This is a genomic window from Kitasatospora sp. NPDC114501 (assembly GCF_055633695.1).
In genome coordinates this window covers 30,565-48,292 of sequence record NZ_JBVKDS010000015.1, presented here as the reverse complement: position 1 = coordinate 48,292, position 17,728 = coordinate 30,565, and the positions used below count along the sequence as shown (strand labels likewise).

General features: G+C 74.1%; 15 protein-coding genes and 1 pseudogene. 4 read left to right on the top strand and 12 right to left on the bottom strand.

Going from position 1 to position 17,728, the window contains the following annotated elements; genetic code table 11:
- Nucleotides 1-74: 74 nt before the first annotated feature.
- Complete coding sequence (locus tag ACZ7RU_RS26425) at nucleotides 75-1,982, bottom strand: serine/threonine-protein kinase (RefSeq protein WP_470343453.1); 1,908 nt, start codon at nucleotides 1,980-1,982, stop codon at nucleotides 75-77.
- Between the two features lie 305 nt (nucleotides 1,983-2,287).
- Here ACZ7RU_RS26425 and ACZ7RU_RS26420 point away from each other — a divergent pair, with 305 nt between their 5' ends.
- Nucleotides 2,288-5,200 (top strand): FtsK/SpoIIIE domain-containing protein, encoded by a 2,913-nt coding sequence (locus ACZ7RU_RS26420; protein ID WP_470343452.1) that lies wholly within the window; start codon nucleotides 2,288-2,290, stop codon nucleotides 5,198-5,200.
- 103 nt (nucleotides 5,201-5,303) lie between these two features.
- Here the strand turns inward: ACZ7RU_RS26420 and ACZ7RU_RS26415 are convergent, their stop codons facing one another.
- The 3 genes and pseudogenes from ACZ7RU_RS26415 to ACZ7RU_RS26405 all read right to left on the bottom strand — a co-directional run.
- Nucleotides 5,304-6,122 carry a class I SAM-dependent methyltransferase gene (locus ACZ7RU_RS26415; RefSeq protein WP_470343451.1) on the bottom strand — a complete coding sequence of 273 codons (819 nt, stop codon included), beginning with the start codon at nucleotides 6,120-6,122 and terminating at the stop codon, nucleotides 5,304-5,306.
- A 188-nt stretch (nucleotides 6,123-6,310) separates the two neighbouring features.
- Nucleotides 6,311-6,862, bottom strand: a complete 552-nt coding sequence (locus ACZ7RU_RS26410; RefSeq protein ID WP_470343450.1) for a hypothetical protein — start codon at nucleotides 6,860-6,862, stop codon at nucleotides 6,311-6,313.
- 193 nt (nucleotides 6,863-7,055) lie between these two features.
- Nucleotides 7,056-7,277: pseudogene (locus tag ACZ7RU_RS26405) on the bottom strand (ATP-binding protein); the annotation flags it as partial.
- Nucleotides 7,278-7,567: 290 nt separating this feature from the next.
- Here ACZ7RU_RS26405 and ACZ7RU_RS26400 point away from each other — a divergent pair.
- The 3 genes from ACZ7RU_RS26400 (at nucleotide 7,568) to ACZ7RU_RS26390 (ending at nucleotide 10,030) form a co-directional block, all read left to right on the top strand.
- Entirely contained in the window at nucleotides 7,568-8,419 is an 852-nt protein-coding gene (locus tag ACZ7RU_RS26400) for a helix-turn-helix domain-containing protein (RefSeq protein ID WP_470343449.1), read from the top strand.
- A 13-nt stretch (nucleotides 8,420-8,432) separates the two neighbouring features.
- A complete protein-coding gene (gene cyaB / locus ACZ7RU_RS26395; RefSeq protein ID WP_470343448.1) occupies nucleotides 8,433-8,996 on the top strand; it encodes a class IV adenylate cyclase in 564 nt (187 codons plus the stop codon).
- A 344-nt stretch (nucleotides 8,997-9,340) separates the two neighbouring features.
- Nucleotides 9,341-10,030: a hypothetical protein gene (locus tag ACZ7RU_RS26390; protein ID WP_470343447.1), complete on the top strand. Its 690-nt coding sequence runs from the start codon at nucleotides 9,341-9,343 to the stop codon at nucleotides 10,028-10,030.
- Here ACZ7RU_RS26390 and ACZ7RU_RS26385 read toward each other — a convergent pair.
- The 8 genes from ACZ7RU_RS26385 to ACZ7RU_RS26350 form a co-directional block, all read right to left on the bottom strand.
- Complete coding sequence (locus ACZ7RU_RS26385) at nucleotides 10,017-10,856, bottom strand: hypothetical protein (RefSeq protein WP_470343446.1); 840 nt, start codon at nucleotides 10,854-10,856, stop codon at nucleotides 10,017-10,019. The genes ACZ7RU_RS26390 and ACZ7RU_RS26385 overlap by 14 nt on opposite strands.
- Nucleotides 10,857-10,974: 118 nt before the next feature.
- On the bottom strand, nucleotides 10,975-11,913 hold the full coding sequence (locus tag ACZ7RU_RS26380) for an enoyl-CoA hydratase/isomerase family protein (RefSeq protein ID WP_470343445.1): 939 nt from the start codon (nucleotides 11,911-11,913) through the stop codon (nucleotides 10,975-10,977).
- A complete protein-coding gene (locus ACZ7RU_RS26375; RefSeq protein ID WP_470343634.1) occupies nucleotides 11,910-13,100 on the bottom strand; it encodes a cytochrome P450 in 1,191 nt (396 codons plus the stop codon). Before ACZ7RU_RS26375 ends, ACZ7RU_RS26380 begins: the two co-directional genes overlap by 4 nt.
- A 333-nt stretch (nucleotides 13,101-13,433) precedes the next feature.
- The gene (locus ACZ7RU_RS26370; RefSeq protein ID WP_470343444.1) at nucleotides 13,434-14,822 is read right to left on the bottom strand and encodes a cytochrome P450 family protein; all 1,389 of its coding nucleotides are present in this window, start codon (nucleotides 14,820-14,822) and stop codon (nucleotides 13,434-13,436) included.
- A gap of 84 nt (nucleotides 14,823-14,906) precedes the next feature.
- Complete coding sequence (locus tag ACZ7RU_RS26365) at nucleotides 14,907-15,497, bottom strand: GTP-binding protein (RefSeq protein WP_387756854.1); 591 nt, start codon at nucleotides 15,495-15,497, stop codon at nucleotides 14,907-14,909.
- Nucleotides 15,472-15,846 (bottom strand): DUF742 domain-containing protein, encoded by a 375-nt coding sequence (locus tag ACZ7RU_RS26360; RefSeq protein WP_401118032.1) that lies wholly within the window; start codon nucleotides 15,844-15,846, stop codon nucleotides 15,472-15,474. Before ACZ7RU_RS26360 ends, ACZ7RU_RS26365 begins: the two co-directional genes overlap by 26 nt.
- The gene (locus tag ACZ7RU_RS26355) at nucleotides 15,843-16,244 is read right to left on the bottom strand and encodes a roadblock/LC7 domain-containing protein (protein ID WP_470343443.1); all 402 of its coding nucleotides are present in this window, start codon (nucleotides 16,242-16,244) and stop codon (nucleotides 15,843-15,845) included. The genes ACZ7RU_RS26360 and ACZ7RU_RS26355 overlap by 4 nt, the downstream gene beginning before the upstream one ends.
- Nucleotides 16,241-17,515, bottom strand: a complete 1,275-nt coding sequence (locus tag ACZ7RU_RS26350; RefSeq protein ID WP_470343442.1) for a histidine kinase — start codon at nucleotides 17,513-17,515, stop codon at nucleotides 16,241-16,243. Before ACZ7RU_RS26350 ends, ACZ7RU_RS26355 begins: the two co-directional genes overlap by 4 nt.
- Nucleotides 17,516-17,728: the final 213 nt, after the last annotated feature.

Genomic DNA, 17,728 nt, shown 5'->3' with positions numbered 1-17,728 from the left:
GTCCGGCGGGGCCCAGGCCCGGATCGGTCCCGGCACCGAGCGGGCGTCGGCACCGGCTCGGGCTCGGGGCGGCGCTACTTGCCGAAGACGCTGTCCACCCAGTCGCGTGCCGAGTCGTACCAGCCCACCACGTTGTCCCAGTACTGCGGAAGCGGCGTGAAGTTCCACAGCGCCACCCCGGCCACGGCCAGCACCAGCAGGACCATCAGGCAGCCCTTGAGGCAGCCGAGCCCCGGGATGTACATCCGGTTGCGGCTGCGCGGACGCGGCTCGCGGGCCGGCGCGGGCTCGCGGCGGGCCGGTGCCGACGGCTCCTCGCGGCGCTGCGGCGGGGCCTCCCGGTACTGCGGCGCGGGCGGCTCGGCCCGGCGCGGCGCCGGGGCGGGCGCGGGCGGCGGCGGGTAGCCGCCCTGCGGCTGCCCGTACCCGGACGGGGCCTGCCGGTAGCCGCCGGGCGGCTGCGGCCCGGGGCGTCCGCCCTGGCCGCCGTGGCCGCCCTGGCCCGCCTGCCCGGCCTGGTAGGGCGGCGGGGCCACCGGCGGGCGCTGGGCGTAGCCGGGCGGGGGCGGGGCCTGGCGGTAGCCGCCGGGCTGCTGCGGTCCGGGGCGTCCGCCCGGGGCGCCCTGGCCCGGCCGGCGGCCCTGGCCGGGGTGGCCGCCCTGGCCTGCCTGGTAGGGCGGCGGGGCGACCTGCGGCTCCGGGTAGTCCTCGTAGTCGTCCGGGCCGAAGTAACCGACCTGGGTCTGCTGGTTGCGGTCCCGCGCCGCGCGCAGCTGGGTCTGCCACGGGTGCGGCGCCTCCTCCTGGGGCGGCGCGGCGGGCGGGGGCGGCGGCACGGCGGCGGGCGGCATCACCCGGGTGCGGTCCTCGGCGCCCTGCGGGGGCGCGGGCGGCGGCTGGGTGCCCATCACCCGGGTCGCCCCGGCCGGGTCGTACTGCGGCCCGCCCGGGGGCGGCGGCAGCACCTGGGTGCGGTCGTCGGCGCCCGGGGCCGCGGCGCCCGGGACCATCGCGCCCGGCACCGTCGCGGGCGGCAGCGGCGACGCGGTGGAGGGGACGGCGGTCGGCTGCGGGTCCGGCAGCAGCAGGGCGCCGACCGCCAGCGCCTCGTCCACCGCCGCCGGGGAGGCGTGCACGCCGACGCCCGCCGCGACCACCCGCAGCGCGTGGGCCAGCGAGGTGGCGCCGGGCCGCTGGGCCGGGTCCTTGCGCAGGCAGCGCTCGATCACCGTCCAGAGCGGCTCGGGCATGGTGCTGGGCCGCTGCGGCTCCTGCGCCAGGTGGGCCTGGAGCACGGCGAGCGCGCTGTCGCCCTGGAACGGCTGGCGGCCGGTGACCAGCTCGTACAGCATGATCCCGGCGCCGTACACGTCCACCGCGGAGGTCTGCGGGCGGCCCTCGGCGGACTCCGGCGCGACGTAGGCGGGGGTGCCGACGAACTCGTGGGTACGGGTGACGCCCGGGGAGTCGGCCAGCCGGGCGATGCCGAAGTCGGTCAGCAGCGGGTGCATCCGCTCGACACCGTCCACCAGGGTGGAGGCGAGCAGCACGTTGGCCGGCTTGAGGTCGCGGTGGACGATCCCGTCCGCGTGGCTGGCCGCCAGCGCGTCCGCGACCTGGGCCATCAGCAGGGCGCCCGCGATCGGGCTGAACGGGCCGTTGGCGCGCAGGTAGCGGGCCAGGTCGGGGCCCTCCACCAGGTCCATCACCAGGGCCAGCAGCTCGCCCTCGACGACCAGGTCGCGGACCCGGACGATGTTGGGGTGGGTCAGCCGCAGCAGCAGCGAGCGCTCGCGCAGGAAGCGCATCACCACGTCCGGGTCGGCGGCCAGCTCCTCGCGCAGCACCTTGATGGCGACCCGCTGCCCGGGCGCGCAGCCCGGCACCTGGACGTCCTCGCGCACCACGCCGCGCCAGACGGTCCCGGTCGCACCCCGCCCGAGGGTCTCATCCAGCAGATACTTGCTGCCGACTGGCCGCACCTGTCGCACTCCTCGCCGTGCCGCCCGCGCGGGGCGCTCCTCCGCTGGTGCGGTGAGCCTGCCGGGCCCGTGTCTGCGGCCACTCTAACCGTGTCCGTTCGGGATTCAGAGGTGGCTGGTAGGCCATCCGCACGGTCTGGGGAAGGGTTGGGGGACATCCCCTAGGGAAGGTCCCGGGCACCCCGCGAAGGGCCGGTCGACCTGACCCTCCGTCGCCCCCGCCACGGCGATGATCGCAAGATCGTCAAATCCGGTACGGTGCGCGGACCGTCCTCGACGGATGGCAGGATGGACACTCGCCACTCATGTGGCCCAACGGTGCCCACGGCACCGGGCAGCGGCACCAGGCTTCACATCAGCAGAAGGGACCCGCGGGCGAGATGCAGATCCGGCTGACCGTCCTCCGACCGCGCAGCGGCCCGTCCGCCGCCGGCTCCGCCATCCCCTACGTGGACGTGCTGGTCACCGCGCCCGTCGGCACCGCACTCGGCGCCATCGCGGGCGCGCTCGCCGGCGCCGTGGGCGTCCGCGGACCGCGGGCCGCCACCCACGTGCACCTCTATGCCGGGGCGCACCGGGTCGACGAGCACACCCTGCTCGGCCACCCCCCGCTGCTCGACGGCGCCGTGCTCAGCCTGAACGAACCCGACCCCACCGCCGACGACCCCGACGACGCCCCCGCCGCCGCCGAACTGCGGGTGGTCGGCGGCCCCGACGCCGGCGGCGTGCACCGGCTGCACGGCCGGGAGATCCGGGTCGGCCGCTCCGCCGAGGCCGACGTCCCGCTCGACGACCCGGACGTCTCCCGGCTGCACCTGTCCCTGCACCTCGCCGAGGACGGCCGGGTCTCCGTCCGCGACCTCGGCTCCACCAACGGCACCGCCCTGGACGGCCGGCTCGTCCCGCCCGGCCCGCCGGAGGCAGCCGTCCCGCTGGAGCCCGGCGCCCTCCTGCGGATCGGCGAGTCCACCCTCCAGGTGACCGCCCCCGAACCGGCCGAAGCCACCGGGGCCGTCCGCGCCGCCCTGCCGGACGGCCACGGCCACCTCCAGCTCGCCGCCCCCGGCCCGGTCCGGCCCGCGCCGACCGTGGTCGAACCGCCCGCCGCCCCCGAACCCGCCCCGGGCCGCGGCCGCGGCCTGTTCTCCCTGCTGCCCGGCCGCGCCGCCGAACCGCCCGGCCAGGAGAGCGCCGAACGCCACCACGCCGCGGTACGGCTGCGCCAGACCGCCGCCCAGCGCGAACGCTGGCCCGACCTCGCCACCCTGCTGCTCAACGCCGTCGGCCCCGGCCCCCGGCTCTGGGAACGCGGCCCCGGCCACCCCGACGCGCTCACCCTGCGCCTCGGCACCGCCGACCGCCCCGGCGGCCCCGGCACCACGCCCGGCACCACGCTGCCCGCCGTCCCGGTCACCCTCGACCTCCAGACCGCCGGCAGCCTCGGCCTCAGCGGCCCGCGCGAGCGCCTGGACGCGCTCACCCGCGCCGTCGTCGCCCAGCTCGCCGCCCTGCACCCGCCGACCGGGCTCAGCCTGGTCGTGGTCGACGCCGACCCGGCCCGCCCCGCCGAGGACCGCGCCGACACCTGGGCCTGGGCCCTGTGGCTGCCCCACCTGCGCCCGGTCGACGGCCAGGACTGCCGGCTGCTGGTCGGCCTCGACGACGAACAGGCCACCGCCCGGCTGACCGAGCTCACCGCCCGGCTCAGCGGCCCCAGCGGCCTCGGCGGCCACCCCGCCACCGTGGTCGTGGTGGACGGCCGCCCGGCCACCGAGGCCGCCCGGCAGGCGCTCGACCTGCTGCTGCGCCAGGGCCCCGCCGTCGGCATCTTCCCGATCTGCCTCGCCGAACAGCCCGAACTGCTCCCCCGGGGCCTCGGCGCCACCGCCGTGATCACCGGCGAGGTCGGCACCCAGTTCTCGCTGGACCGCCCGGTCGCCCGCGGCCGGGAGGCCCTGCACGAGGTCTCGCTGGACGCCGTCTCGGACGCCTGGGCCGAACGGCTCGCCCGGCTCCTCGCCCCGCTGCGCGAGGCCGCCCCGGCCGCCCGCGGCCCGCTGCCCGACGCCCTGCGGCTGCTCGACCTGCTCCAGCTCGACACCGTCACCCCGGCCAAGCTCTCCGCCCGCTGGGACGCGCACGCCGGCGGCATCGGCGCCGCCACCGCGCTGCTCGGCACCACCCGGGACGAGCTCTGCACGCTCGACCTCGCCGACCCCGAACTCACCCTCCCCTCCCCCGACCCGGGCGGCCCGCACCTGCTGATCGGCGGCGCCCGCGGCTCCGGCAAGACCGAGCTGCTGCGCACCCTGGTCGCCTCGCTCGCCGTCTCCGAGCGGCCCGAGCGGCTGAGCGTCACGATCATCGAGGGCCGGGCCGTGTCGGACGGCCAGGACGGGCTGGACGGCTGCACCGAGCTGCCGCACGTCGCCGGCCGGGTGAACGCCGCCGCCGACCCGCGTGCCGCCCTGCTCGCGGCCGAGGCGCTGGAGGACGAACTCACCCTGCGGGAGCGGCTGTTCGACGGGTTGGACTTCGCCTCCTGGCACGCCGCGCGCATCCTGGACGAGCAGAGCCTGGACGGGCCGGAGGCGGACGCGGAGCACACCAAGGTCCCGGTGCCCGCAGGCGTCGGCGGCGGAGCCGCCACCACGCCCCGGATCATCCCGCCGCGCAGCGCGGAGGGCCCCCGCCCGACCGGGCCGGCCGCTCCCCCGGCCCGACTGGTCGTCGTCGTCGACGACTACGACGCGCTGCTCTCCCCCACCTCCGCCGCCGGTCGGCCGCTCGCCCGCGCGCTGGCCGCCGTCGCCCGCCGGGGCGGGCCGCTCGGCATCCACCTCGCCGTCGCCACCGGCCGCCCGGAGGAGAGCGCCGGCACCGAGGTGGACGAGTCCGCGCTGCTCCGGATCGCCCTGCGCACCGACGACCCGGCCGACTCCGACCTGCTGATCCACCTCGGCGACGCGGCCGCCCTCCCGGAGGACACCCCCGGCCGCGGCTACCTCCGGCTCCCGGACGGCGGGGTCACCGCCTTCCAGACCGCCCGGATCAGCGGCCGCATCCCGCGCACCGCCACCCTGCGGCCCACCGTCGTCGCCATAGACCCGCTCCAGCTCGGCGCCCCACCGGCCCGCCGCCCGGTCCGCGAACTCGGCAACGGCCCCACCGACCTCGCCCTCCTCGCCAGCGCCCTCCAACGCGCCGCCGCCCGCTGACCCGCCTTTCCCGTTGCCCTGCGCAGGAAGTCGGCCCGTCCGACTTCCTGTGCGGGGGCTTCGGCCCCGGCCATAGGTGGCCGGGGCCGCCCCGGTCTCGCCCTCAGCGGCGGCAGATCAGGATGCCGCCGAGGCCGTTGATCTCGAAGACGCCTTCGGTGGCGATCACCGCGGCGACGATCTCCGCCGCCCGGCCGACGGTGTCGTGGAACGGGACACCGCTCTGGTCGGCCCAGGCCTCGTACGAGGCCAGGTGGGCGACGACCGGCGCGGGGTCGGAAACCCGGATGACCCCGGGCAGTTCCCGCACCCGGATGTCCTCGAACACCGCACCGAGGTAGCCGGAGGCCTTCTCCAGCGAGAACCGGGAGCTGAGGGTGACCCTCCCCGGGCCCTCGGGAACCCCGAGGACGTCCCCTGCGGCCCTGGCCCAGAGTTCGTCGAGCTCCTGCTTGTCGGTGTCGCTGTTGGTCGAGGCGATGAGCACACCGCCAGGCCGGAGGACGCGGGCCAGTTCCTCGATCGTGGCCTCGATGTCGCCCACGTGGTACAGCATGTGCAGGGCCAGTACCGCGTCGGCGCTGCCGTCGCCGAACGGCAGGGCCTGGGCGTCGGCCACCAGGACCGGCTTCGGGACGTCGGCGAGGATGCCCGCCGAGATGTCCACTCCCACGACCTGGAGGTCCGGTCGGTCCCGGTGCAGGCGGTTGACGTACCTGCCGTTGCCGCAGCCGATGTCGATCACGGTGCCGCTGGTGCCGGCCAGCTCTTCGACGACGATCCCCGGCAGGTCGTACCGCGGCCGCTGCCACTGGTAGAGGGACTGCCGGGCGGCCAGGTGGCGGCCGTCGGCGTAGGCGCTGTTCGCGAGGATCGCCTTGTCGGCGACGGCGGCGTCCTGCTGTGCGATGTTGCTCGTCACTGTGGCAGCTCCGGAGGATTCGTGAGTGCGGGGCGAGAGCAGGCTTCTCCGCCATTCTCACGACGCCTCGGGACGATTGGGAAGCCCGCCCCGCCTCTCCTTCTCCCCGTCGCCGCTTCGGTGAGCCGAACGACGACGGGGAGGTCCGGCCGTCTGCGCGGGAAGTCGGCGGGGCCGACTTCCCGCGCTCACAGGCAGGTTGCGCGGGTGCGGCAGTGGGTGAGGGCGTACCTGATGCGGTGGTCGGAGGGGAGGGTGGTGGCGAGGAGTTCGCCGGCGGTGACGAGGCTGGCCCAGTAGCGGGTGGGGTCACCGGTGCGGGGCAGGGGACGGGCGGCGGCGAGGGAGAGGTAGGCGGTGGTGAGGTTGCCGGTGGTGAACCAGCGCTGGAGGCCGTGCTGGTGGCCGGGCCGGATGCCGCCCATGGCCTCGATGGCGACCAGGAAGTGCTCGACGACGGTGAGTTCGGTGTCGGTGAGGGCCTTGGGGACGTCGAAGACGCCGAGGGCTTCGAGGAGTTCGCCGGTGTCGTGTTCCGAGTCGGGGCGGGGGTCGGCGAGCAGGGCGTCGTGGCAGTCGCCGAGGCGGCGGACGGTCTCGGCGAGGGGGATGCCGAGGGCGAGGCAGACAGCGCGGGCGGTGGTCAGGGGCTGATGGCCGAGGCGGGCGATCAGGGCGTAGGTCGCGGCCGGGGTGGCGCCACGGGAGAGGGTGTGCCGGGCGAGGGTGGCGAGGTGCATGGGGAATCGGGCTTTCAGGGGATGGTAGCGGGGGCGATGAGGGCCCAGACGTACTTGCCGATGCCGCAGGGACGGGAGGTGCAGCCCCAGCGTTCGGCCAGTTCGCCGACGAGGAACAGGCCACGTCCGTGCTCGTCGTCCGGCGCGGCGGTATACGGAGGAGGGGGCGGGTGGTGTCGGCGTCGTGCACTTCGAGGCGCAGGAGGTCGTCGGGGGTGAGGGTGAAGCGGACCTCGACGTGCCGGTCGTCGGGCGCGTCGGAGTGCTGGACGGCGTTGGCGAAGAGCTCGCCGAGGAGCAGCTCGGCGGTGTCGCGGTAACGGTCACCGGTGGGGAGGCCGGAGAGGTAGGCGCGGAGCAAGTAGCGCGCCAGGGGCGCGGATTCGGTGCGGGAGTCGAGGCGCGCAACGAACATGCGGGGACAGTGGGTTTCGAGCATGGAGGCCTCGTCGGGGGCATAGGGGCGAACGAAGGGAGCGTGATTTCCGGTGAGCTGCCGCTGTGTTGGGCCGACACTTCGCGGATATGCACACGCCACCTCTGTGAACCTTGAGTTCGAGAACGGTGCTGCTGCGGCAGGCCGATCGGAGCGTCGACGCAGATGACAGGTGTCACGTACTCAGCGTCGTCCGGTGTTCCGTCACGCCCGATACCCTGCCGGTAATCTCACTGTGAGATATGTGCCCGAGCGCCTGGGAGCGACCCATGGGAACCGCCCTGGAACCGATCAAACTGCCGGAGCTCGCATGGCAGAACGCCGAAGTCCGTGACGCGCTCCGACGCAGGGACATGGCGGCCTTGTTCCGCTACGTCCAGCACCACAGCGGCGCCAGCCAGGCTCGGCTCGCGGTCCAGGTAGGAATGACCCAGAGCCGCGTGAACGAGATCATCAACGGTCGGCGGGAGGTCGTTCGCCTCGACGTGTTCGAGCGAGTCGCGGACGGCTTCCAGATGCCCGACCCCGCACGCCGCCTCCTCGGGCTGGCGTCACGAACTTCAGGGCAACGCACAGTTGGATCAGCATTCGATCTTTCTGCGTTCCCCGAAGTGGTCAGGGTGTACAACGATCAGGCCGCCGCGACCGCCGAGATCCAGCGCGCGGCACGGTCCGCAGTTGAGCTGGACGTGCTGGCCGTACGTGGCCTCGGACTCCTTGCCCTCCGGGACTCCCTGCTGCGCCAGCACCTCAATCGCAACGACGTCCCGGCGCCGCGCCTACGTGTGCTTCTCCTCGATCCGGATTCGCCTGCGGCCAGGCAGCGTGCGACTGAAATCGGCGAGTCGACCGAGTCCCTCGCCAGTGGGATCCTCCTTGCCGAGGCCCGGCTCCGGGAGCTCGCCGATGCGGGCCACGTCGAGGTCTACCGGTACACCGCAGTGCCGGTCTGGCGGATCATCCGACTGGACAGCACCCTCTATGTGGGGGCATTCGATGCGGGCTGGGAGGGGCATGAGTCGGCAACGTATAAGGTGCTGCCCACTCCGTCCGGCCCGCTCTATCGGGGCTGGCAGCGGCAGTTCGAGGTGCTGCTGGACGGCGCTCAACGCGTGATCTGAAGGAGGAACCGGCATGGCGATCGAGGCGGAGCTCAAGGCCGTCGTACGCGACCCCGAACTCGTCCTCGCACGACTGGAGAAGTCGTACGGCGCCGGGCGCGCCGAGGTGTACCGCGACACGTACTACGAAGCCTCGGACGGCAGCCTGATGGGAGCCGACCGCGAGCTGCGGATTCGCACCGTTCACGGACCCGACGACACCCGCACCGTGCTCACATACAAGGGCGCCCGGGTGGACGAGGCGTCCGGGTCGAAGTGGGAGGCCGAGACCCGGGTAGAGGACGCCGAGGCGGCCGACGAGATCATCCAAGGCCTCGGCTTCACCCCGCGCATCCGGTTCGAGAAGCGTTGCCGCAACTACGACTTCGAACGCAGCAGTCGGCGCTTCCTCGCCACGCTCGTCCGCGTGCCGGAGCTCGACGCGACATTCATCGAGGTCGAGACCGCTGCGACCGCCCAGGGTGACCTAGCGGCGGCACTCGACGCCGTGCGGGCCGTACTGGCCGACCTCGGGATCAACGAGGACGACCTGACAACGGAGCTCTATACAGACGCGGTGGCCGCAGCTCGCACTTGATCCCGGGGGAGCGCGAGCGGGCAGTGTGTGTTCACGCCTGCGGGCTGTCGCACCCCGCCCCACCGGTAGGGCCGCAATGCCCAACGGTTCGCACTCTGCGTAGCCGATGTGCTACTTTCCGCATCATCAACAGAACATAGGAGACCCCGGCGGTGGTGACACACCCCGGGGTCGGGCACCAGGAGCAGCAACTCCAGATGCAGATTCATCGTAGCGTTCACACGCGCGCGTTCACCGTCCTTCCCAACGGCCTGTTGCAGGACCGTCGGCTTTCCTACACCGCTCGCGGCCTCCTCGCCGATCTCCTCTCCCGCCCGGACGGGTGGCGGGAGGACGGGCGGCAGATGGCGGACAGCAGTCCGCAGGGGCGGGGCGCCGTGCGGCGGGCGCTCAAGGAGCTGAAGGACGCCGGGTACTACCGGGTCGACACCGTCCGGATGGCCGACGGGACGGTCCGCTCCGAGGCCCACGTCTTCGACACCCCGCACCGCGCACCGGCTGTCCCCCGTCCGGATTCCGGTGGAGGAGGGACCGGCGGCGCTGTCACCCCTCCCGTAAAGAACCCGGAGCAAGAACCCACCCTCCCGGATGAACGGACGCGGGCGGCCGTGGCCACCCTGTTCCGGGTGATCCGGCCCGAGCCGCGCCTGCGCCTCGGCGAGGCCGAGGCGCGGACGCTGGCGCCGCTCGTCGCGCAGTGGCTGGAACGGGGGTGCGGCGAGGCCGAGTTGGCGCACGCTCTACTCCCCGGACTGCCACAGCCGATGCACTCCCCGGCGGCGATCCTCCGGGACCGCCTCCAGCGCAAGCTGCCGCCGGAACGCCCCGTAGCCCCACCCCCGCCCCATGCCGAGTGCGGCCGCTGCCACGACCCGGTGCCCCGGCCCGGCATCTGCCGCGCCTGCGCGGGCCTGGGCACGAGAACGGTCGCCGTCGGCAGCGGAGCGCCCGCCACCCCCGGCGGCGTCGCCCTCGCCCGCGCGGCCCTGCGCGGGCTGCCCCTGCCGAATCGTCAGGCCGTCACGCGCACTTGACGTCGCGGTTCACCACGGCCATCCCGGTGACCTTGCCGCCGTCCACGGTGAACTCGTACTGCCAGCCCTGCTGACCCTCGACCGGCATCACGTACCTGCCGCTCTTGTCGAGCTGGAGGCCCTTGGCGCCGTACGCCTGCTGGAGTGCCTCCACGGTGGAGCCGGCGCCGACGCCCTCGGCCGTCCTCGCCTCCGCCGGGGCTGCAAGCTCGCGCAGGCCCGTCGCGGCGAAGGAGACCCGGCCGGTGGCCAGGTACGCCTTGTCCTTGGCCTCCTGCGCCACGCGCAGGTCGACCAGCGCCATCGTCGCGTCCGCGATCGTCTTCGCGGCGGCGGCCGAGTCCTTGGCGGAGGCGGCCGACCCCGCGGCGGCGGCCGCCGCGTCCTTGGCGGAGGCGTTCGGCGGCAGGGTGCCGCCGCCCGGGGCGGGCCCCCTGCCCGAGGCCGCGTCGGCCTGGGCGTTCAGGTCCTTGTAGCGGGCCTCGGTGGCCGCCTCGGCTGCCATCCGGGCCTGGTCCGGCGCCGGGCCGCCCTTGTAGACGAAGTCCGTGCAGCCGCCGAGCAGCGAGACCGGCGCGCTCTCCAGGGCGTCGGTGGCCAGCCCGGCGTCCTTGGCCATCCCGGGCTTCAGCCCCCGGTACCCGGCGGCCGCGAAGGCCTCCGGGCCCTTCGGGGCGGTCGCGGACGCGGACGCGCCGGTGGCGGCCGGGGCCGCCTTCGCCGCGTCCTTCTCGTCGTCGGACGAGCAGGCCGCCGCTCCGGCGACCAGCAGTACCACCGAGATGCCCACGCCCACCGCGCGGACCGAGGCTCGATCGCTCCCCATGCCGTACCCCCACTTGATCGTTCGAAGGTCACCGTACCGAGGGTGCGACCACGATCCACAACCGGTTTCCGCGCGCGTGCGGAGGAGGGGCACGGGCGCCCCTCCTCCGCACCGCCGGTCAGTCGACCGGGTGCTGGGTGGCGAGGCCGCGGGCGTAGTGGGCAGCGGCGAGGACGGAGGCCATCAGCTCGGAGTCCAGCACGGAGGCGTCGGCCAGCCGGGTCGCCGACGCGTGGGAGGCGAGCAGCGTCTTGGTGACCCGCAGGGCCGCCTCGGGGCGGCGGGTGACGGGCCTGGCCCACTCGGCCACCGCCCCGTCCAGGTCCTCCTCGGCGACGACCCGCTGAAGGATGGCCAGCTCCCGCGCCTCCACCGCGCCGACCGGGCGGCCGGTGAGGATGATCTCCCGGACCCGGGCCGGGCCGACCTCGTTGAGCAGCCGGGGCAGCAGACCGCCCCAGGCGACCGGCAGGCCCAGGGCCAGCTCGGGCAGCCGGAAGACGGCGTTGTCGGCGCCGACCCGCAGGTCGCAGGCGAGCGCCAGGGCGAAACCGGCGCCGGTCGCCCGGCCCTGGACCCGGGCGACGGTGACGGCGGGGCTGTTGGTGAGGGCGTCGCAGACCCGGCGCGCCTTGTCCCCGTACGTCCGGATCCGGCCGCCGGTCGGGTCCTCGTCCAGGCCCGCGAACAGTTCGTCGCGATCGCCGCCGAGGCAGAAGTCCCGGCCGGCCGCGGACAGCACGATCACGCGCACGGCCGGGTCGGGTACGGCGAGGACGGCGAGGAGTTCGTCCAGCATCGCCAGGGTGACGGCGTTCCCGGTCTCCGGGCTGGCCAGCTCGACGTGGAGCACCGCGCCCCGGAGCTCGGAGCGGACGGTACGGGCCGGCGCGGGCTCGGGCTCGGGGGCCGGCGCGGGCTCGAAGGCAACGGGCCCGGGGGCCGCGCCGGGCTGCGGGACGGACGGGTACCAGTCGGCGGGCGCCGAGGGGTGCGCGACGTACGGGGGTTGCATCGCGTACGGGTGGTACTGGGGAGCCTGCGGGGAGACGCTCATGCGGCGACTCTCAGGGACGTCACCCGGTGGAAGACCATCCGGGGCGCGTGCTCGGGCGGGCTCACCGCCCGCAGCGTCGGGAAGCGCTCCAGCAGCTGGCCGAGCAGGGCGCGCGCCTCCAGCCGGGCCAGGCCCGCGCCGAGGCAGTAGTGGGCGCCGCCGCCGAAGGTGAGGTGGGTGCCCCGGCGCAGCGGGTCGAAGGTGTGCGGGTCCGGGTTGCGACGCGGATCGCGGTTGGCCGCGCCGTACATCACGTGGACCATGGTGTCCTTGGCGAGGAACACCCCGGCCAGCTCGGTGTCCTCGCCCGCGATGCGGCTGTTGACGCGGATCGGCGGGTCGTAGCGCAGCGCCTCGTCGATCACCCCGTCGATGTGCTCCGGCCGCTCCCGCAGCCACTCCCACTTCCCCGGCGAGCGCAGCAGCTGCCACACCATCGAGGAGAGCATCGTCGCCGTGGTCTCCAGCGAGGCGATGGTGACGAACATGGTGAGCTGGTAGACCATCCGGTCGGTGGCCTCGCGGTCGGACTCCAGCGCGTCCCAGGTGCGGATCCAGCCGGCGATCACGTCGTCGCCGTCCCGCTCGCGGCGCTCCTGGACGAGGCGGGTGAAGTACCGGCGCAGCTCCGTGGTGGCCTGCTCGGAGATCGCCAGCTGGCTCTTGGTGGGCAGCAGTTCCTGGGCGTGCACCTGGTTGTGGGTCATCGTCAGGATGTGCGGGTAGTCCACGGGCGAGATGCCCAGCCAGCGCCCGACGGTGCCGATCGGCAACTGCTCGCTGACCACGGCGGCGAAGTCCGCCTCGCCGTCCGTCCGTATTCGCTCGGCGAGCTGGTCGAGCAGCCCGGCGGCGTCGGCCTCGATGTCCGGCGCCATGTCCCGGAGGGTGTTGCGGTCGAAGAGGCTCCCGAGGCTGCGCCGTTGCCGGGTGTGCTCGGGGGCGTTGAGCCGCGAGAGGGTCCGGCTCATCTCCTGGGTGGCGACGGCCTCCCAGCGCTCCGTGCCGGTCTGCCGCTCCTGCCAGGCGAAGTCGGGGACGAGCCAGTTCCTGCCGCGCAGGACCTGGTCGCACGCCTCGTATCCGGTGACCAGGTAGCCGCCCCAGGGCGCCGGGACGAGGTCGCCCAGCGCCCGCAGCTCGTCGTAGACCGGGCTCGGGTCGGCGAGCCCCTCGGGTGACCGCAGCCTCCGCAGCAGCGGCACGGCGGCGCGGCGGTCGGCCCTCCCGTCTGGTCGCTCCGGCGCGGGGCGGGCTTCCAACACAGCGGTCACACGGGGCTCCTTAACGCGCGGGCGGGCAGTACGGCGGCGTACTACCCAGCACCAGCGCGCTCAAGCGTCGATCCGTGTTGCCCCCGTCACGTACTGCACCGCCGTCGCACGCCGTTCACCTCGCGGTGACCGTAGGATCCTTGACGGCACCTCCGATGACGCCCCGACCGGAGCCCGGGCCCCGGCCGGCCCCGACCCTGGGCCCCCGGAGCCCGGACCCGGAACTCCCCGGGGCCCGAGGACGCCTCAGAGCCGGAAGACGTCCAGGAAGGAGCTCCACCACCCCTTCTTCTGCGGAGCCCGGCCCGCCGCCGGGGCGGTGGCCTGCGGGTACGCCTGCGCCGGCTCGGAGCCGGCCGGCGCCGCCGACGGGGCCGGTGCGGCGTCCGCCCCCGCGGCCGGCCCGGTGGTCCGGGCGGGCGCCGGGCTGAACCGCACCGGCAGCGAGACCAGGCCGCGCTGGAACGGGCCGGGCCGCCACTCCACGCTCTCCGCGGGCACCGCGAGCGTGACGTCCGGCAGCGCGTTGAGCAGGCACTCGATCGCGCTCAGGGCGATCAGCTGGGCCGGGGACTTGGCCGGGCAGGCGTGCGGGCCGGCACCCCAGGCCAGGTGGGCGCCCTTGCTGAGGGTCAGCCGGGCGTCGGTCAGCGCCGGGTCACTGTTCGCGGCGGCGAAGCTGATCACCACGGGGCTGCCGGCGTCCATCGGGACGCCGCCCAGGTTGAGGTCCTGCATCGGGTAGTGCGTCGCGTAGTTGGCGATCGGCGGGTTGTTCCACAGCACCTCGTCGAGGGCGTCCTCGATGCGCAGCCCGGCGCCGCCCTCGCCGGAGAGCAGCAGGAGCAGCGCGTTGCCGATCAGGTTGCGCTCGGGCTCGACGCCGGCGCCCATCAGCATGACCAGCTGGTCCTTGAGCTCCTCGTCGCGCAGGCCTGCCGGGTGCTGGATGAGCCAGGAGGTGATGTCGTCGCCGGGCTGGCGGCGCTTCAGCGCGACCAGGTCCATCAGGCAGGAGGTCAGCTCCTCGTTGGCCTGGATCACGTCGAGGCCGTCGAAGAGCGCGGACATGCTGCGGGTCAGCCGGTCGCCGATGTCGGCCGGGCAGCCGAACAGCTGGTTGAACAGCAGCAGCGGCAGCAGCTTGGCGTAGTCGTTGAGCAGGTCTGCCCGGCCCAGCGGGCTGAACTGGTCTATCAGGTAGCCGGCTATCCGCTCGACGTGCCGGTTGAGCCGGCTGTCGTTGAGCCGCTCCAGGCTCTCGGTGACGGCCTTGCGCAGCCGCAGGTGCTCGGCGCCGTCCGTGAAGAGGCAGTTGGGCCGGTAGAACATCATCGGCAGGACGGGGCTGTCCATCGGCACCCGGCCCTCGTTCAGCGCCGCCCAGCGCCGCGAGTCCCGGGCGAACATCCCCGGGTTCTGCAGCACCCGCAGCGCGGCCTCGTGCGAGGTGACCAGGGTGGCGTCCACCCCGGGGGCCAACTCCACCGGCGCGGCGGGGCCGTGGACGCGCAGCTTGTCGTAGACCGCGCCGGGGTCGGCCGAGAACATCTCCCCGTAGAGCGGGGTGCTCACGCCGGCGTGCATCGGGCAGCCCGGCGGGGGCGACGGGACGGGTCGCGGCAGAGATTCCATGGGTCGTTCCTTGGAGGTGGCCCCGGGCGGATGCGGACCCGGGAGGCGGGGGGCGGAGGCGTGGGGGGAGGAAGGCGTGGGAGGTCAGGAGGCGCGGTCGAGCAGGTGCCGGACGAGCGTCAGCAGGGCGTTGGCCGAGGAGCGCTGGTCCCGCGCGTCGCAGAACACCACCGGGGTGTGCGGCAGCAGGTCGAGCGCCTCGCGCAGCTGGTCCTCGGTGTAGTCGCTCTGCCGGTCGAAGCTGTTGACCGCCACCGCGTACTCCAGGCCGTACTGCTCGATCAGGTCGATGACCGGGAAGGTGTCCGCGAGGCGGGTGGGGTCGGCCAGCAGCAGCGCTCCCAGCGCACCCCTCGCCATGTCCTCCCAGAGCTGCATGAACCGCTGCTGCCCCGGGGTGCCGAACAGGTACAGCACCAGGTCGTCGCCGAGCGTCAGCCGGCCGAAGTCCAGGGCGACGGTCGTGGTCTTCTTGTCCGGTACGCCGCGGAGGTCGTCGACGCGGACGGACGCCTGCGTCATGCTCTCCTCGGTGCTCAGCGGGGCGATCTCCGAGAGGGCCCCGATGAGCGTCGTCTTGCCGACCGCGAAGTGCCCCACGACCAGGATCTTGACGGCGGTCGTCACCGCGCCCGGGACGTAGATGTCCTCAGGCGAACCGGCGTTGAAGTCCATGCAGTACCTTCTCTAGAAGTCTCGGGTCCGGAGCCTGGGCCGGAGGCGGGGCCGACCGGCGCAGCAGCCGTCCCTCCCGGATCAGGTCCGTCAGCAGCAGCCTCACGACCCCCACCGGAAGCTCCAGCCGTGCCGCGACCTCGGCCACCGAGAGGTAGCCGCCGGAGCACAGCTCCCAGATCGCCCGGGTCTCCGGGCTCGGCAGGACGGGCAGGCCCTGCTCGGGCGCGACGGTGACCAGGGTGATCAGAGACAGGTCGTCCGCATTCGGTAACTCGCGTCCACCGGTGATGACGTAGGAGCGGATGAAGCCGCCGGTGACCCGTTGTTCCTCGCCGCCGGCCGTCATGAGCCGCTGAGTGTGCTCTGGCGCGGCGCCGCCGACATCGCCCGGCCCAGTGCGCCCACCTGCTGCTGCATCCGGAAGGACATCGCCTCCATGTCGACGTCGGGGGCGGTGGAGGCGGCCAGGTACGCGCCGCTGCCGGCCGCGATCAGGAAGATCCAGCCGTGGTCGTACTCCAGGAGGGTCTGGCGCCAGGTCCCGCCGCCTCCGCCGACGAACGGGGCGACCGCGCGGCTCAGCGACTGCATGGAGCTCATCGCGGCGGCGTTGGTCTCCGCCTCGTCGCGGCCGATCTCGCTGGACCGCTCGAGCAGGAGGCCGTCGGCGGAGACGAGGATAGCGTGCCGGGCGCCCGGTACCTGGAGTACGTCGTTGAGCACCCAGGAAAGATCGCGGCTCACTGGATCTCGGTTCCTTCCGTGGTCATGGTGTTGCGCCCGGACAGCGTGCCGCGCTGGAACGCGCCGAGGCGGGACGGCGTGTGCTGGCCGGTGCTCCGCACCGGTTCCTCGACCCGGACGGGGTCCTGCGGGGCGGGGACGACCGACACGGGGCGCTGGCGGCGCCGCCGGGGCAGCAGTCCGTCCGCGGTGGTCTCCGGTGCCGCCGGGGCCGCCGGCTGCGGCGCCGGCACCGGGGCCAGCGGCGCGGCCGGCTCGGACAGCGACACCAGCCGCTGGCCGGCGGCGGGCGCCCAGGCCTGCGCGGGCTGCTCCACCGGCGCGGGCTGGTAGTCGGTGCGCTCGGCGACGGGCGGGGCGGCGACCTCGCTGCTGAGCAGCTCGGCCGGCAGCAGCACCACGGCCCGCACGCCCCCGTACGGGGAGACCGAGTCGACGGAGACCCGGAAGCCGTAGCGGGCGGCCAGCATGCCGGAGACCGCGAAGCCGAACTTCGGGGGGTTGCCCAGGCTGGTGAGGCTGATCGGCGCGCCCGGGTTGAGGAGCAGCGCCGCGCGGTCCTTCTCCTCCTGGCCCATGCCGAGGCCGGCGTCGTCGATGATCAGGCAGACGCCGGTGGGGACGGCCTGGACGCTGACCTCCACCGGGGTGTCCGGGGCGGAGTAGTTGGTCGCGTTGGCGAGCAGCTCGGACAGCACGACGGCGACCGGCTCGACGACCTTGCTGGCGAGCGAGACGCTGACCCGGGAGTGGATCCGCACCCGGTCGAAGTGCCGGATCCGGCCCTGGGCGCTGCGGGCCACGTCGTAGACCGAGGCGACGCTCTCGCGGCGGCCCAGCCAGCCGCCGCAGAGCACCGCGATGCCCTGGGCGCGCCGGCCGAACTGGCTGTTGGTGTGGTCGATCGTCATCAGGTCGGCGAGGATCTGCGGGCTGTCGCCGTACTTCCGCTGCACCTTGTCGATGACGACCTGCTGCTCGTCGGCCAGGCCCTGCAGCGTCCGCATCGCCGCCTTGAGGACGGCCTTGGTGTCCTCCTCGGCGTCCCGGCGGACGGCGGTCAGTTCGGACGCGTGCTGCGCCTGCGAGCGGTCGTGCAGCGCGGCGACCTCGTCGCGCTGCCGCTGTGCCAGGGCGCTCTCCTCCTCCAGGGCGGCGTTGCGCCGCCGCAGGGCGAGGTTCGTTCTGCGTGCTTGGAGGGCCGCTCCGACGGCCACGAGCATCACCACGATGAAGACCCAGAAAAAGGGTTCCTGCACAAATGACGTCATGAAACTCTCTTCAGGTGGCATCGCGTGGAGCCGGTCCGGGCCCCGAAGCGCGAATGGGACTGGCGGCCCGAACCTCCCCGAAAGGCACCTGATGTCACATCACATCGAAGTGCTTTGCGGCATGAGACCTGCGGCGACGCCTATCGCGGAGTCAGCCTACTGCAACTCATGCCAGGTCAGAACAGCTGCCAAAAAGGGCAGTTGGGGCGAAAT

Excerpts from the sequence above, each read along its gene's own strand:
- ACZ7RU_RS26350 (WP_470343442.1), bottom strand. The coding sequence starts at position 17,515 with ATGACGTCATTTGTGCAGGAACCCTTTTTCTGGGTCTTCATCGTGGTG.
- ACZ7RU_RS26385 (WP_470343446.1), bottom strand. The coding sequence starts at position 10,856 with ATGGGGAGCGATCGAGCCTCGGTCCGCGCGGTGGGCGTGGGCATCTCG.
- cyaB (WP_470343448.1), top strand. The coding sequence starts at position 8,433 with ATGGCGATCGAGGCGGAGCTCAAGGCCGTCGTACGCGACCCCGAACTC.
- ACZ7RU_RS26420 (WP_470343452.1), top strand. The coding sequence starts at position 2,288 with ATGTGGCCCAACGGTGCCCACGGCACCGGGCAGCGGCACCAGGCTTCA.
- ACZ7RU_RS26410 (WP_470343450.1), bottom strand. The coding sequence starts at position 6,862 with ATGCACCTCGCCACCCTCGCCCGGCACACCCTCTCCCGTGGCGCCACC.
- ACZ7RU_RS26380 (WP_470343445.1), bottom strand. The coding sequence starts at position 11,913 with ATGAGCGTCTCCCCGCAGGCTCCCCAGTACCACCCGTACGCGATGCAA.
- ACZ7RU_RS26400 (WP_470343449.1), top strand. The coding sequence starts at position 7,568 with ATGGGAACCGCCCTGGAACCGATCAAACTGCCGGAGCTCGCATGGCAG.
- ACZ7RU_RS26370 (WP_470343444.1), bottom strand. The coding sequence starts at position 14,822 with ATGGAATCTCTGCCGCGACCCGTCCCGTCGCCCCCGCCGGGCTGCCCG.
- ACZ7RU_RS26390 (WP_470343447.1), top strand. The coding sequence starts at position 9,341 with ATGGCGGACAGCAGTCCGCAGGGGCGGGGCGCCGTGCGGCGGGCGCTC.
- ACZ7RU_RS26365 (WP_387756854.1), bottom strand. The coding sequence starts at position 15,497 with ATGGACTTCAACGCCGGTTCGCCTGAGGACATCTACGTCCCGGGCGCG.
- ACZ7RU_RS26360 (WP_401118032.1), bottom strand. The coding sequence starts at position 15,846 with ATGACGGCCGGCGGCGAGGAACAACGGGTCACCGGCGGCTTCATCCGC.